This window comes from Emticicia sp. BO119 (genome assembly GCF_013912375.1).
GTDB lineage: Bacteria > Bacteroidota > Bacteroidia > Cytophagales > Spirosomataceae > Emticicia.
In genome coordinates this window covers 731,666-747,446 of the sequence record NZ_JACETV010000002.1, presented here as the reverse complement: position 1 = coordinate 747,446, position 15,781 = coordinate 731,666, and the positions used below count along the sequence as shown (strand labels likewise).

The 15,781-nt window shown below is 37.5% G+C and carries 15 protein-coding genes; 7 read left to right on the top strand and 8 right to left on the bottom strand.

What is annotated here, in order from left to right:
• Positions 1–3: 3 nt before the first annotated feature.
• The 4 genes from tyrS to H1R81_RS10005 all read right to left on the bottom strand — a co-directional run bounded on the left by tyrS (position 4) and on the right by H1R81_RS10005 (position 3,954).
• Entirely contained in the window at positions 4–1,320 is a 1,317-nt protein-coding gene (gene tyrS / locus H1R81_RS10020) for a tyrosine--tRNA ligase (RefSeq protein ID WP_181840864.1), read from the bottom strand.
• A 140-nt stretch (positions 1,321–1,460) separates the two neighbouring features.
• Positions 1,461–2,162, bottom strand: a complete 702-nt coding sequence (locus tag H1R81_RS10015) for a porin family protein (RefSeq protein WP_181840569.1) — start codon at positions 2,160–2,162, stop codon at positions 1,461–1,463.
• Positions 2,163–2,228: 66 nt separating this feature from the next.
• On the bottom strand, positions 2,229–3,422 hold the full coding sequence (locus H1R81_RS10010) for an S-adenosylmethionine:tRNA ribosyltransferase-isomerase (protein WP_181840568.1): 1,194 nt from the start codon (positions 3,420–3,422) through the stop codon (positions 2,229–2,231).
• A 25-nt stretch (positions 3,423–3,447) separates the two neighbouring features.
• The gene (locus H1R81_RS10005) at positions 3,448–3,954 is read right to left on the bottom strand and encodes a hypothetical protein (protein WP_181840567.1); all 507 of its coding nucleotides are present in this window, start codon (positions 3,952–3,954) and stop codon (positions 3,448–3,450) included.
• 168 nt (positions 3,955–4,122) lie between these two features.
• Between H1R81_RS10005 and H1R81_RS10000 the strand changes: the two genes are divergently transcribed.
• From H1R81_RS10000 to purH, 4 genes are all read left to right on the top strand, one after another.
• Positions 4,123–5,145, top strand: a complete 1,023-nt coding sequence (locus H1R81_RS10000; protein WP_181840566.1) for a hypothetical protein — start codon at positions 4,123–4,125, stop codon at positions 5,143–5,145.
• Positions 5,099–7,576, top strand: a complete 2,478-nt coding sequence (locus tag H1R81_RS09995; RefSeq protein WP_181840565.1) for a hypothetical protein — start codon at positions 5,099–5,101, stop codon at positions 7,574–7,576. The genes H1R81_RS10000 and H1R81_RS09995 overlap by 47 nt, the downstream gene beginning before the upstream one ends.
• Before the next feature lie 232 nt (positions 7,577–7,808).
• Positions 7,809–8,360 carry a cob(I)yrinic acid a,c-diamide adenosyltransferase gene (locus tag H1R81_RS09990; RefSeq protein ID WP_181840564.1) on the top strand — a complete coding sequence of 184 codons (552 nt, stop codon included), beginning with the start codon at positions 7,809–7,811 and terminating at the stop codon, positions 8,358–8,360.
• Between the two features lie 368 nt (positions 8,361–8,728).
• Positions 8,729–10,249: a bifunctional phosphoribosylaminoimidazolecarboxamide formyltransferase/IMP cyclohydrolase gene (purH, locus tag H1R81_RS09985; protein ID WP_181840563.1), complete on the top strand. Its 1,521-nt coding sequence runs from the start codon at positions 8,729–8,731 to the stop codon at positions 10,247–10,249.
• 75 nt (positions 10,250–10,324) lie between these two features.
• Here the strand turns inward: purH and gmk are convergent, their stop codons facing one another.
• From gmk to H1R81_RS09965, 4 genes are all read right to left on the bottom strand, one after another.
• Entirely contained in the window at positions 10,325–10,930 is a 606-nt protein-coding gene (gene gmk, locus H1R81_RS09980; protein WP_181840562.1) for a guanylate kinase, read from the bottom strand.
• Positions 10,931–11,041: 111 nt separating this feature from the next.
• The gene (locus H1R81_RS09975; RefSeq protein ID WP_181840561.1) at positions 11,042–11,341 is read right to left on the bottom strand and encodes a hypothetical protein; all 300 of its coding nucleotides are present in this window, start codon (positions 11,339–11,341) and stop codon (positions 11,042–11,044) included.
• Positions 11,342–11,478: 137 nt separating this feature from the next.
• Positions 11,479–12,090: a sigma-70 family RNA polymerase sigma factor gene (locus H1R81_RS09970; protein ID WP_181840560.1), complete on the bottom strand. Its 612-nt coding sequence runs from the start codon at positions 12,088–12,090 to the stop codon at positions 11,479–11,481.
• Between the two features lie 251 nt (positions 12,091–12,341).
• On the bottom strand, positions 12,342–13,229 hold the full coding sequence (locus H1R81_RS09965; protein WP_181840559.1) for a helix-turn-helix domain-containing protein: 888 nt from the start codon (positions 13,227–13,229) through the stop codon (positions 12,342–12,344).
• Positions 13,230–13,371: 142 nt separating this feature from the next.
• On the opposite strand from H1R81_RS09965, the gene H1R81_RS09960 reads away from it, so the two are divergent.
• From H1R81_RS09960 to H1R81_RS09950, 3 genes are all read left to right on the top strand, one after another.
• Positions 13,372–13,770 carry a hypothetical protein gene (locus H1R81_RS09960; RefSeq protein WP_181840558.1) on the top strand — a complete coding sequence of 133 codons (399 nt, stop codon included), beginning with the start codon at positions 13,372–13,374 and terminating at the stop codon, positions 13,768–13,770.
• Between the two features lie 164 nt (positions 13,771–13,934).
• Positions 13,935–14,543 carry a YceI family protein gene (locus tag H1R81_RS09955; RefSeq protein ID WP_181840557.1) on the top strand — a complete coding sequence of 203 codons (609 nt, stop codon included), beginning with the start codon at positions 13,935–13,937 and terminating at the stop codon, positions 14,541–14,543.
• 11 nt (positions 14,544–14,554) lie between these two features.
• Complete coding sequence (locus H1R81_RS09950; protein ID WP_181840556.1) at positions 14,555–15,715, top strand: serine protease; 1,161 nt, start codon at positions 14,555–14,557, stop codon at positions 15,713–15,715.
• Positions 15,716–15,781: the final 66 nt, after the last annotated feature.

The following is a 15,781-nucleotide window of genomic DNA, read 5'->3' as shown; positions in this document are numbered from 1 at the left end:
ATTTTAACTAACTTTTACAATATGATTCTTTTTACCTTTACCCACCAACAGGTATTTACCCTGTAAAAGTTTCAATTCGGCCAATGCTGACTTTTCGTCTGAAACCTTTACTTTATTGATACTTACGCCATTACCTTGTATTGCTCTGCGAGCCTCTCCTTTAGATGGATATACTTCATTACGGGTAACTATCGAAATCAAATCCAATATGTTAGGGCAATTGTCCCACTCGTCTTTAGTGATTTCTGTTTGTGGCACCCCATCAAATACACTTGTAAAAGTATTTTCATCAAGACTCTGTAAGGTCTCTAAAGTACCTTTTCCGAACAAAATATCGGCCGCTTTTATAGCCAGTTCATATTGATCTTCTCCATGTACACGAATCGTAACGTCTTTACCCAATGCCTTTTGCGCAATACGTAAATGTGGTGCTTCGGCATGTTGTTTTTCAATCTCTTCTATTTCGTTTTTTGAGTATAGGGTAAATACTCTTAGTAATCGAGGCACATCATTATCATGCTGACCGAGCCAGAACTGATAGAAAGCATAAGGCGAGGTCATGGTAGGGTCAAGCCATACATTGCCTCCTTCTGATTTGCCGAATTTCGTTCCGTCAGCTTTGGTTACCAGAGGAGTAGTTAAGGCAAATGCCTGATAAGTTGCATCATCATTACTTTCTTCGCTGGTAATGGCCGATTCTTTTCTGCGGATTAATTCTGTACCGGTAGTGATATTGCCCCACTGGTCAGAGCCTCCCATCTGAATACGAACACCTTTGTTTTTATATAACCAATAGAAATCGTACCCCTGTAATAACTGGTAAGAAAACTCCGTAAACGAAATACCGGTTTGTAAACGGTTTTTTACTGAGTCTTTCGACATCATATAGTTTACTGTCAGGTATTTGCCTACTTCGCGCAAAAACTGTAAGAACCCAATTTCTTTAAACCAGTCGTAGTTGTTCACAATTTCTGCTGAATTGTTGCCACAATCAAAATCCAGGAATTTAGACAATTGTTTACGAATAGCATCCTGATTTTCTTTCAATGTTTCTTCTGACAAGAACTGACGTTCGGCTGATTTGCCTGAAGGATCTCCTACCATACCAGTTGCCCCCCCTACCAAAGCAAAGGGTTTGTGACCTGATAACTGAAAGTGTTTCAACAACATTACAGTTGCCAGGTTTCCGATATGCAGAGATTTAGCCGTTGGGTCGAACCCGATGTAAGCGGCTGTCATTTCTTTATTCAGTTGTTCTTCGGTGCCGGGCATGGCATCATGAAGCATACCACGCCACCGTAATTCTTCAATAAAATTCATACTCAACCGAATCGTCGGCACGCCCGTGTCTGACGGGAAATATGGGAATAGATATTTAATAAGCGTGCCACGCTTTGATGGGCGTGGCACTAATATTTTTGCAAACTTACAAACAAATCTTTATTCAGTAGTTAGTATATTTATTTCTTTTTTTTGCGCACGCCATGTTTTTTATACCAGTTGTAATAATCGCTGAAATTATAAGTAGCCGAAATCTGCAGTGTTCTGTTCTGGAAAGTCAGCGGAATCGCTGCTCCTCCTGTGGGTGTATAAGTTTTGGTGGTAGTATTTGATAACCCATGTACGTAGCGGATATTGATACTGAATAAATGAGCCATATCTAACATATCAATTCTTACACCTCCTACCAAATTAAAATCGTTGGCAACGTCAGGCCCTTTATTTGTATTTGGGTTCAAAGCATAGCCATACTCAGGGCCTACAATAACCGATATATTTCTGGCTATTTCATAGCCAAATAAAAGCGGTACGCTTATATATCTGTAATGGTTTCTTAAAATTGTATTGCCCGTTTCAGCAAAGTTGGTCGAAGCCTTAAAGCTCCCTCCTCTTACCTGATAATATAATTCGGGTTGAATACTGAATTTATTGAGATTACGACGGTAGAATAAGCCTACGTTAAAATCATTTCTATACTTGGGTATGATATTAGATGGATTATCTATAATGGCAGTTTTTGAAATACCCGTTCCTACTTTGAAACCATACTGGCTGAGGGGTCTCATCTGAGCAGAAGACAGTAAACTAACAAAAAGAAGCAAGGAGGTAAAACCCCAGAAAAAAGTATTTTTTGTATGCTTTTGACTAAATGATTGTTTCATCAGCGAGTGTTAAAATAATATTATAGAATAGTGGTTTTTAACCATAACGAATTTCGAGCAGCAAAATTACGGAATCAAAAGCGAAGAATCACCATAACTCAGGAAACGAAAGTTATTTTCTAAAGCAAAATTGTAAATTTTTCGCCAATCTTCACCTACTAACGCCGCCACAAGCAAAATTAAGGTAGAATCGGGCTGGTGAAAATTTGTAATAATTCCTTTGCAAATTCTGAATTGATAGCCCGGAAAGATAAAAATCTCTGTTTCGCCAATCAGTTGTTCTATATTTCTGGTTTCCATATATTCAAGAATCGCCTGCATAGATGCCTTGGCACTAATGGCTTCTGCCTGTTGATACGGGAATAGTTTTTCTATAAAAAAAGCCTCCTGACCTTGCAGCAGTTTTACCCCAAACCAGTACAGGCTCTCTAACGAACGCATAGAAGTTGTACCAACAGGAATAACAAAATTTATTTTTTTTGCTAATTGTTCAATAAAGGTTTTATCAAAAACAATCTGCTCGGAGTGCATGTGATGTTCTACCACATTCTGCACTTTAATCGGCTGAAAAGTACCTGCTCCTACATGAAGGGTTATGAAATTGTAGTCTATGTCCTGATCTAACAAATCAAACAATACTTTCTCTGTAAAATGTAAGCCTGCTGTAGGAGCAGCCACAGCACCATCGTTTTTAGAATAAACTGTCTGATAAGTCTGATAATCTTTCTCTTCAGTTTCTCTTTTCAGATATGGCGGTAATGGTATTTTGCCGAAATATCTGACTATTTCAGCAAATGTCAACTCGGGATTATTCCATGTAAACCTTACAAAGTTTTTTTCAATATCAATCAGTTCGGCTATCAATTCAAGATCATCTTTTGTATGAATAGTGTGCGTCCCAACTAATTTCCCTTTCAACCTTTTCTTATTGCCTATCATGCAAACCCATGTACAACTATGAGTTGTTTCCATGACTTGTGAAATAATGGTTGATGGCTCAACAGGATTCAAGAGAAAGATTTCAATGACTGCTCCACTTGCCTTCTGAAAAAAAAGCCTTGCTGGTATTACTTTGGTATTATTAAATACTAAGAAAGATTCTTGTGGTAAATGCTTAATCAGGTTATAAAACCTGTCTTCACTGATTAAAGGCTGCTTATATACCAATAATTTAGATGTATCCCGTGGTTCTACAGGAAACCGGGCTATGCGCTCATCGGGGAGATGATACGTATATTTTTCTAAATCTAAGCTTATCATATATCAAAACGCGTGGCAGACATCATTACGCTCTTGTAGTCGGATTGGTATAAAGCAATCTGATGGGTAAATAAAAAAGAACAATAAGTAACGCTATTGCTCCTCCGATTATCACCCAATCATAATTCAAATCTAACCTTTGGTCTTCTGTTCGGTTAATACGGTTTAAGGCAATCAAAAAAATAATCATAAAACTATTCATTACTGCAATAAAAGCATTAAACCAGGCTTCAAGCAAATGTTTTAAAGTATCAGATTCTTTTGCCCATACACTGTTTGTATTAAGTTTTTCAAAATTTATTTTCTGAATCTGTGTTCTTAGCAGGTTCAATAAAAAGTTTAAGCCTATAATGAATCCGAAAGCCACATAAAAAAGATTCTGCTTACTTATAAAGTCATCAGGGCGCCCCGATGAAGTATGGTGAATGGCGACATTATCTGGAAAAATAAAATAACAAACAATTAAAGTAATAGCTAATACAGGCATTGAAACCTTGCGCCAAAAACTAAAAAATATATGAGATATTGACATTGAGGGTAGTTTTCAGTTTATATGCTACATTATAAACACTGACAAAACAAGATAAATCGTGTAGCACGAGGGTACAAAGTTACGTCAGAGAATTAGATTTTTCTCATAAAATCTAATTTGATTCGGCAGATTTGTATATTTGATAAATTTTTCCGGTCATTAGCCTTCATGCGATTTTACCTGCTTATTCTTGTTTTATTGCTACACGCCTGTGGGTCGGATACTCCTCCTAAAGATATTACAAGAGCATTTTATTATTGGAAATCTACCTTTCAGTTAAGCCCTCAGGAGCGACAAACACTTGATACTTGCCATGTAAATAAGTTGTACATCAAAGCCTTTGATATAGACTGGAATTTTGCTGACAACACTCCCACACTAAAAGCTCCTATAATGTTTCGGGATACTGTGCCTGTAAACTTAGCTCTTGTTCCGGTAGTTTTTATAACAAATCAGACACTCAAACAAATATCTTATACTTACCTTGACGATTTTGCAGATTTTATACATGGCCAGTTAGAAAATATCTGGCAGAATAGACCTTATACGGAGATTCAGTTTGATTGTGATTGGACTATTAGTACCAGGACAAAATATTTTAAGTTTTTGGATTTGTACAGAAAGTATTGCAAAGGTAAAACGCTTTCGGCTACTATCAGGCTTCATCAGATTAAGTTTGCTCATAAAACCGGCATTCCACCTGTGGATAGAGGGATGCTGATGTTCTATAATATGTCTGACTGGAAAAAACCACGGATTAAGAACTCTATCTATGACCTTGATGCGGCTTCGCAATATACTGCCACACTCAGCAAATATCCCTTGGCATTAGATATAGTGTTTCCATTATTCAGATGGGCCATTTTTTATAGGGATAATCGGTTTATGACGGTTATCAATAAGTTAGACAGTGAGACTTTGAATCAACAAAAGTTCCTGAAAAAAGAAGGTAACAAGTACTATGTGCTGGAGGATGCTCAAGCTTTTGGTATCTCGTTGCGTAAAGGTGATATGATTCGGGCAGAAGCCGTTGAATATGAAGAACTTTTAAAAGGTTCAAGGGCTTTAAGTAGGCAAATATCGACACAAAAACTTACCTTTGCATTCTATGATTTAGACCCAAAAACTATATCAAAATACAGCCATGAGCAACTCCACCAGATCTTTCTTTCGTTTGAGTTACCGCACTAAATCTATCATCATTTTATTGCTGATGGCCTGTGGTCCTGAGCCTTTTGACTATGATGAATTTAAAAGCTTTTTTGCGCCCGAAAGTGCCAATAACGAAGCACAATTTCACAATTATAATTTTACCTCACAGTTTTTATACGACTATAACCTATGGGATTCAGGAGATAAAGCAGACCCTTCTGAGGTAGAAAATACCAAAGCATGGGCAAGCTATGCAGGAGTTGAGGAGCAAGTAGTTACTGGTGAACTATATACTCAAGAAGATAGTAAAAGTACAACAGGTTTGACAGAAGCCTTACAGCAAAAAGGGAAAACTGAAGTTGTTGAATATTTAGAGTTGGCAAGAAAAATAGAAGGAGCAGATACTTATAATGCTTCTGATGGCAGTATTCCGGGCAGTTCATACACGGCTAATTACGAAAAATGGTTAAGTGATATTCCGACACTATATACCCAGGCTAAAGATAACTTTATAAAAGAACGTCTGGCTTATCAGGCTGTAAAAGTAGCTGATATGGCGGGTAATCCTCAAAAGAGTATAGAATTATACAAAAAACTGGTGGAACCGCTCTCGCAGAAAACTTTCATCAGCGATTGGGCTCGCTCCCGTGTAGCTGGGGCATATACGCATGCCGGAGATTCTACACAGGCTTATTACCATTTTTCTCAAGTATTTGTTACATCTCCTACCCGTAGAAAAGCAGCTCATTTAAGTTTAAGAGCTTATTTGCCAAAACTACAGGAAGAAGCACTTAAACTTTGCAAGAGCGATGCCGAAAAAGCCAATGTATATGCCGCTACGGCAGTTCTACCCTTTCAGGATGCTTTACCAATGATGGAACAAATGCGAGAATTAGACATCAATAACCCGATGTTGGAGTTTGTAATGGCTCGTGAAATCAATAAAAATGAAGAGTTTTTCTTTACCAACTGGCAAGATTTGAAATATTCTTACTGGAATCTTGATTCTACAAAAAAAGAGACCTTAAAGAAAGAATCAGGTAATTATTTCAGTAAACTTTTAGATTTTTCGCTTGAATCTGCCGAAAATCCTACTTTGAAAAAATCTCCTTTCTGGTACACAGCAGCCGCTTATCTGACATTTATTGCACAGGATTATCCGAAGGCTAACAAACTACTACAAAAAGCCAAGGAAATGCCGACAGATAATAAATACATACAAGACCAGATAGCCATGCAGGAAATGATATTAGCCGTAAGTGAGTCGCCGGTGGTTACGCCTGAAATGGAGAAAAGGGTGATTCCACTATTAGAAAGATTTGCTCGTTCAGATAAATTCCGAACGGCTAATAACTTCAATGCTGCCTGCAAGATTCTGGCAGCTAAGTATGAAGGAATTAACACAACAAATGAATTTGCTGAAGGCGGAGAAACAAGGCCATTTAAGAACGGGGGGCAAGTCAAAGAAAATAAGTCTTTAGGTTGGTTTGCGAGCTGCTTTGGTAAAAAGGATGATGAGAGAACCGTGAAGGCATCGCCGGAGGGTAAAGCCAAAGCTTTTCTGGTTTCTTTGTTAACCTCGTATCAGTTAGGGTATCATAAACAGGAAGAGGGTTGGGTAGCAACAGCCAATTTTATGAGCAGTGCAGACCAATATGCGATTGAAGACTCTACTTCATCGGCTACTATTACGCATACACTTGATTATTTTGCGAAGAACAATCATACTGATTTTGACAATCGTTTGATCAGACTAACAGGATTAGATAATAATTATCTCTATCTGGTTTTAGGAAGAAGGGCTTTAGCAGAACACCAATATGCCAAAGCGGCAGATGCGTGGAAGCATATTTCACCGGAAGTATGGGAGGCAGAGCCGTATAAAACCTATTTGGATGTAAATCCTTTCCACCTGAATGGTCAGGGTGAAGCAAACCCTAAAGAAACTGTTACCTCATTATCTTTTGCCATTCGTATGGCGGAATTGCAGGAGAAGGTCAATAAAAATCCGAAAGATTATGAGAGTTGGTTGCTTTTAGGTTGTGGTAGCTATAACATGGGCTACTTTGGCAATAGCTGGATTCTACAACGCAGAGCCTGGAGTGGCGGTGAGCAGAAGAACGAAACGGATGATTATTATACTTCTGAAAAAGCACTTTATTATTTCGACAAAGCCATGAATGTAGCTCCTAATGCTGAAACTGCTGCAAAGGCTTGTTACTTAGCTGCGGCTTGTCAGAAAATCAGATACGAATTGGCCTATGGCGCGATGTATGATAGACTTTATTCACTTCCTGACGGAGAACGTGAAACGAAAGAAGCAGAAATAACCAAGACTCTGGAGACGCTCAGAAAAGAGAAATATGCTACTTATTTCAATTTGTTGAAAACCAAATATCAACAAACCAACTACGAAGAGCAATTGATTAAAGAGTGTAGCACTTATAAAGATTTTTTAGCGGGGAAGTAAACTAAATATAATCTCTTACGGCTATAAAAATATATTATCCCTACGGGATACTGAGCTTTGAAGCTTTCAAGCTAACTACTGATATATCGTCCCTACAGGACTAAGAAATCACTATCCCGAATGCGTATGCTGAAGGGATAATATATTAGGTAGAAATGAATCATAGCATTTCAAAGTCCCATAGGGACAATATATTTATGTTACATTTCATAAATGTATTTCGTCTATTACTATGAAAATATATACAAAAACAGGTGATAAAGGCACAACTGCCCTTGTGGGTGGTCGAAGAGTCAGTAAAGGAGATTTAAAGATTGAATCTTACGGTACAGTAGATGAACTCAATTCATGGATAGGGTTAGTAAGAGACCAGCCCATCAATGAATCCCGTCGGGATTTATTGAAAGAAATTCAGGATAGGCTCTTTACTATCGGGGCTGATTTAGCTTCTGAACCGGAGCAAGTCAGGAAGAAACCTATCCCCAGTTTGTTGGAAGAAGATATTACCCTCTTGGAAAACGAAATGGATAAGATGGATACTGAACTTCCACCACTCAGGGCCTTTGTCTTGCCTGGGGGAAATCAATCTGTTTCGTTCGCTCATCTTGCCCGCACAGTTTGCCGTAGGGTCGAAAGACTGGTGATTCGTTTGTCGGAAGAAGAAGAGGTGAATCCGCTGGTGATTAAATACATCAATCGTTTGTCTGATTATTTGTTTGTACTCTCCAGAAAAATGACTCAGGAACTGAGTAGTGAAGAAATTACATGGAAGCCGAGAATGTAGAAAATAGCTTTTACTGCTACCATATAAAAAGAAATGCAAGCCTCCTCGCGAAAACTTGCACTCAGTATAGAAACGCTCAGTAGCGAGGATATTCGTTCCTCCACTACTTTGCTTATTATGATAGTCTTACTAAAATTTGTATTTTTCTGAGAAAGTATTTCTCAGAAACACTGCATCTTCATATTTAAATATCCCCAAAAAAGCCTGTTTTGATGCCCATTATGTACTAATTTTGAATGTTTCCAGAAAAATGCTGTCGTATTCCAAAAAAGCAGTAATTTTGCACTCTCATTTTTTTGCCAGGCAAAAATCAGTTTGGCACGAGACTTTCAGATTTACGTATAATACATCGCAAAAATCATTCCAAAATGGCTAAGAAGATTCAATCGGCTCTTATTTCGGTTTATTACAAAGACGGCTTAGATAAAATAGTAAAACTCCTTCATGAGCATAACGTACAGATTTTCTCGACAGGTGGTACACAAAGTTTCATTGAAGATCTGGGTATTCCTGTAACAGCAGTAGAAGACCTGACCAGCTACCCGTCTATCTTTGGCGGACGTGTAAAAACGCTTCACCCAAAAGTTTTCGGTGGTATTTTGTATCGTAGAGATAATGAGGGGGATATTGAGACTGCCGCCCAATTTGAAATTCCGTCAATTGATTTAGTGATTGTCGATTTATATCCTTTTCAGGAAACTGTTGCCTCTGGTGCAAGTAAAGAAGATATTATTGAGAAAATAGATATTGGTGGTATCTCGTTGATTCGCGGAGCTGCAAAAAACTTCAATGATGTACTGATTGTATCCTCACGTAATCAATACGATGACGTATTCGAAATCCTACAAAGCAAAGGCTGTGCAACTGATTTAGAAGACCGCCGCCGCTATGCCATGGAAGGTTTTGGCATGAGTTCGCAATATGATACGGCTATCCATGCGTATTTCAGTGGTGATGTATATACACAAGTACAAAACTTTGCTGCACTTCCACAGAAAGCACTTCGCTATGGTGAAAACCCACATCAGGCCGCTACTTTCTATGGCGATTTAGATCAAATGTTCGAGCAGATTCATGGTAAAGAGCTATCATACAATAACCTGATGGATGTTGAAGCCTGTGTACGTTTGATTGATGAGTTTGAAGAAACATCTTTTGTAATTATCAAACATAATAATGCCTGCGGTGTAGCTTCTGCCCCGACAGCAAAAGAAGCGTATGTAAATGCGTTGGCTTGTGACCCTGTATCGGCTTTCGGAGGTGTGATTATTACCAATACAAATGTTGATTTGGCTACTGCCGAAGAATTACATAAATTGTTTTTTGAGATATTGATTGCGCCGTCTTTTGACGAAGATGCATTGACTATCCTGAAGAAGAAAAAAGACCGCCGTTTATTAATAAGAAAGCCTGTTGAATTGAGCAAAAAACAATTCCGTACGCTTTTGAATGGTGTTTTAGAACAAGATAAAGACAATGCAATTGAAACAGCCGCAGACTTTAAAGTAGCTACCGAAAAAGTGCCTACCATAGATGAAGTAAAAGCATTAGAATTTGCCTTGAAAATTTGTAAACACCTGAAATCAAATAATGTAGTTTTAGCAAAAGACGGACAATTATTAGCCTGTGGTGTGGGTCAAACCTCACGTGTAGATGCCTTGAAACAAGCTATTGAAAAGGCTAATACATTTGGATTTGATCTGAAAGGTGCAGCAATGGCCTCAGAAGCCTTCTTCCCTTTCCCTGATTGTGTGGAAATTGCTCACGACGCAGGCATCACAGCGGTAGTTCAGCCTGGGGGGTCTATCCGTGACCAGGATTCAATTGATTTCTGTAATAAAAACGGTGTAGCGATGGTAATGACTGGTGTGAGACACTTCTTGCATTAATAGTATCTAAAATATAAATAGAAATGCGCCATAGTTTGTCTCTATGGCGCATTTCTATTTATATTTTACACTTGATTATATTTCTAAAGGCTTCTTTTCAATCTTCAATTCATCTCTCACAAAACTTTCATAGAGTTCTTCTGCCTTTTGCCACGAAGTCTCAATATCATCGTTCAGCAAAATCACATCAAATCTGTTCTGAAATTCCATTTCAAATTTCATTTTGTATAAGCGTCTGGAAATGCTGTCTTCACTATCTGTTCCTCTGCCTCTTAATCGCTTTTCCAGTTCTTCCATCGAAGGCACTTTTACATAAATAGCCAGTGCGGCATCGCCAAAATATTTTTTCAGGTTTACGCCACCTTTTACGTCTACATCAAAAATTACATTTTTCCCCTCTGCCCACATTCTTTCAATTTCTGACTTCAAAGTGCCATAATAAGCACCCGGATACACTTCCTCCCATTCAATAAACTCTTCGTTGTCTATTCTCTCTTTAAAATCGTGGATACTTAAAAAGTGATAGTCTTTTCCGTTTTCTTCATTACGTCCTCGTTTGTCACGCGTACATGCCGAAATTGAAAAACCCAGATTTGAATTATATTTATCAAGCAAGTGCTTAACAATGGTTGTTTTTCCCGAACCTGAGGGAGCACAAAATATGATGGCTTTACCTTTCATTAAAAATGATTTATACTTGCCGGAGCAAGGTGGGTAGCAACAATAAAATTATTAAAAAAGCCACCAAGTTTACGAAACCTGATGGCTGAATATTTTGCAAAGATAGTGAAATCAACAACTAAACAACAAATGATACAGTTTTACTTCTGCTACTATGAATCCTAATAATACTATTCCTAAACCAATTTTTGCCCTTATATCTACAACTGTTGCCTGTGGGCAACACTTTTTCTCCATTTTCACCTGAAGTGCATCTTTGATACTTTTCTCCAGTTTATAACCCTCTATACAGGGCAGGCAATCGTGCATATGTAACTTAAAATGTTCTACCTCAGCGGCAGATGCCGATCCATCAAGTACAGCCTGTATCATCTGCATACACTTTTGATGATTTTCACACCTTTCTTTCATTGGTATAATGTTTAGGGGACATTGTTCTACTTCCCTCTCTATTAATGTTTTGTAAATGACGCCCTGGTTTATCAACCAAAAGCATATATCGTTAGTAAAATATTCCTTAATTTAAAGTCTCATTAAGACCACCCGGCTTAATCCTGCTCTGCCATTTCATCGGTTTTATAACCCATTGATGAGGCATAGTTTTTCAGCTTCTCTTTCAACAAATTTCTTGCTCTATGTAACCTTGACCTTACCGTGCCGATAGGTATATCCAATATCTTTGCCATTTCTTCATAAGTAAATCCTTCAATATCACAAAGAATAATTACTGTACGAAAATCAACCGGCAAGCTGTTCAACGCATTGGCAACTTCATCGCCAATCATATCCTGAACAGTTTCTGTACGCAAGTCGGTTGTTGCATCCATTTCGGCATCTTCTACCGAATTGTATGTAGTTTCAACGTCCTGATAATCAACTTTTGAAGGTTCTTTACTCTTCTTGCGATAGTCGTTAATGAAACTGTTTTTCAAGATTCTAAACAACCATGCTTTGGCATTAGTTCCACGTTCAAATGAATTGATAAATCGAAACGCTTTCAGATATGTATCCTGCACAAGGTCATTGGCATCGTCTTCATCATTGGTCAACCGAAAAGCAAAGTTATACATAGAGTCTATGTGAGGCATAAACTCCTTATCAAAGACTGCATATTTTTCTTTTTCAGAATATCTCTCTATTTCAATTATTTCTTCTTCCATAAGCGTATTTGCTTTTTAAAAACCTATAAAGAGCATTTTATAGGAGGTGTAGTAGCTCAATTGTATAGTTCTCCATAATTTCGTAAAGTTACGAATTTTAGCAAGAAAAAGATAATATTATTGCCAGAAAACGAAAAATACTTAGGAGGGAGAAATATACGTATGAATGGAAAAATGTACCCAAAATTTATAATTTTCTAACACTAAAAAGCCCTGTTTTAAGAAATTAATATGGTATTTTCTCCTTATTATTAAGTAATCACCTCTAATTTATACCCTTTACCATGAATACTGGTAATTCTGATTGTGTCGTCGCCCTGTAATTTTTTTCTGAGTTTAGATACAAAAACATCTAAACTTCTGCCCACTACAAATACGCCTTCATCTTCCCATACTTCTTTCAGGAGCCTGTCGCGCTCTATTACCTGATTCTGATTTGCTGCAAATATGCTCAGCAATTTTGCTTCCTTATCAGATAATTCAATCTGTTCTTCCCCTTGTTTCAGCAAGGCTTTATCGGAGTAAAAAGCGTATCTGCCAATACCAATAAATGCTTCTTCTTCAACAATTGTATCAATAGGTCTGGCCTCACTTTTTCTCTGAAATATTTTTTTATTAAATACTGAAAAAAGTGTTCCACCTGCTAGAATAAACCCGACTGCCCACCAGATATTCATGGACCTAGCAACCTGATAATTTCCTGTAAATTGAATCTGAATGCGGTAACAATCTTTAGCTTGTGGTCTACCCATGCAGGCCATAACGTTTTCTCCTTTGCTTCTAACCTCGAAGCCCAACACAATTTCCGGGCTAACGCAGTTATATACGTTCACCATGTAATCGAGGGGTAATTGTGCGGAACTCAGACGCTGATGCACCACTTTTGCTAAGGTATCTGGCATGAACGCAAACTTACTCTGAAACTCTAACTGAAAAGTATTTTCATCTATCTTTTTCACAGGTAATACCCGAGAGGTAAAATCTCCTGAACGCTGCAATAACTGATGCCCGATTTCGCGCATGACTAATATGGCTCGCTTCTCCAGAAAATCATGCGAGTCGTTGACGGTAAGTGTTCCTGCTGAAAGAGCAATCACTGAAAAAACCGCCAGGCAAATGATATAAATTTTAGGTTTCATAATTCTGACAAAATTATGGTAAAGCTATCTGAAAAACAGCAGAGTTACATGCAATTTACACTTTTTTACATTCATTTTACTTCTGTCGGTTTTCTCTCTTTTACATTTGGCTCATCTTTCAATTTAAAAAATCGGAACAATTATGAAAAAACTTATCGTAACCGCATTTTTCTGTTGCGCTTTTGCACAGGCAGGATTTGGCCAGCAGGTTTGTGCAGCGGCCTTTTTAGGCAATAAAATGATTGTAGACCAATATAATAAAACCGGCTACAAAAATGAAATTTCTTTAAAGACTTTGGGAGACTTGACAGTAAATACGGTAGACTTATCACGTACAGAAAGTAACGCAGTAGACAAGATTCCTTTCAAGGTGGCGATAAAAGAAAAAGATACCCAAACTATCACGCTGTTTTCTAAAGAAGATTTTATGAAAGTTGATGTGCAAAAGATATTGTCTCATTGCAAAAAAGGTGACCAGATTGTATTGCTTACCCTTGACAAGCAATATGCGTTGCCGCATAATGAAATTTTAGTTAAATAAAACCCTGTACGTGAACGTGCCGCTCGCGGTTTTCTAAACCCTGCTACAAACTTGAGGAGTCTGTCTGTTTCTAATTCACCATTGCTTTCTAAATCCAACTGCGAACGGGACACGAATGTGGCCGGTTTGCGCCACAAAAATTAATGCTAAAACTTACATTATCAATGAAAAAGCTATTTATCGTATTATTTTTAACTTCCTACTCAACATTCTCACAGGTCAAGCCTGCTTCTGATATTACGTATGAAGTAGTCAATAAAGAAAGCCAGCTCATCTGGCAGGACGTTCCATTTGTTGGTAAACCTCATGAAGGAACTATACAATTAACTTCGGGTACTTTAGTAACTTCTGCGACTGGAAAAGCAAAAGGAGGCAAGTTTGTAATAAACATGAAAAGTATCAATAGTGTTAATCCCAAAACCGGAGAAAGTAATAAAGGTGTAGTAGAACATTTACATTCTGATGATTTTTTCTCAACTATGCGTTTCCCTCTATCTACTTTTATTATTACTAAAATCATCCCCACTACCAAGCCTAATGAATATACCATCACGGGCAATCTGACATTGAAAGGTATCAGCAATGTGATTACTTTCCCAAGCATTATTATAACAGAGGGTGCTCAATTAAAGGCACAAGCAGCGGTTACGATTGACCGCACTTTGTGGGGTATTACTTATAAATCTTATAGTTTTTTATCCCAGATGAAAGATGATTTGATTCCGAATAACATTAAACTTACGATGAATCTGGTATTTAATAAAAGTCTGTAAATATAGCGTATATGAAACCGATACTTATCATTTTCTGCTTTTTACCTCTTATTGGGCTTGGGCAAATAAAGGAATCCTGGATATTAAAGCCTAAAGACCAATGGCCACAAATTGCCCTGGTAAACGATGTTACTTACAAAAACGGAGATAAATACTTAGACCCTACTATTACTTATGCCGCCAGCGGCTTTTTATTAGACACAGGAAAAGATACTTTAGCTATAACGGCTAAACATATTATCTGGGCTGCCAGGAACAAGGCTTCAGACAAAGTATATATCAATGACCATCTGAAAACATGGAAAATGTATCCTAAAGGTAATCCGAAGGATTCGGTTATTATCCACTACCTGATTAATGAAGACCCGAACGAAAAGCTTTTTAATGGGCCAGAAAATGGTGTGCTTCAACGTGATTGGCTGGTATTTACTACCAAATATATATCTCCCAATATCCAGCCAATCAGATTGAGAAAAGAGCCGGTCAAAGTGGGTGATAAAGTGTATATGACAGGAAATCCTTACCGGTTTGATAAAACATTAATAGCAGAGGGTTATATCAGTAAGAAATCAGGTAATACACTTTTTGTAAGATTTTATGACCCTGAAATACGAACCGCTTTTCTGGGTGGAGCAAGCGGTTCTCCTATTCTGGATGAAAATGGACAATTGATTGGCATTTTTTCTAATGGGCAATTAGATTTTAAAACAGGTGAAAGAATTGCCTATATCAACTCAATAGCCTATTTAAATAAGGTATTGGCTGGAGTAAAGCCACTTAATGCAGACAAAAAGCAAATCTCAGTTTATGTTGATTCTCTGATTCAGGCTGTAGGTACAAAAAAGGCAATGAGCCAGTTTGAAAAATATGTAAAGACTGAAAAAGCCGAGGATGACTATGAGTTGACTTATATCAATTACAATAAATTAATAAGCATTGGGGAAAAACTCCAAAGTGAGGGCAATGGGAATGATGCAATTTTATATTTTGAAAAATTACAAAAAATTTATTCTGGTAATCATTTATATCTTATTGCCTTAGCCAAGGCTTATTCTTCAAACCAACAAAAACAAAAAGCTATTGATTTACTTGAATTAAATAAAAATAAAGTTGATCCGGAGGTGAAAGAGGAAGTTGAGAAAGTGTTGAATGAAATAAAAAATAAGCCATAAGCTAAATTAAAAACTCCAAAATATGTAATGTTTTACAAATATAGTCGTCTTTGCTTTGAACCCCTC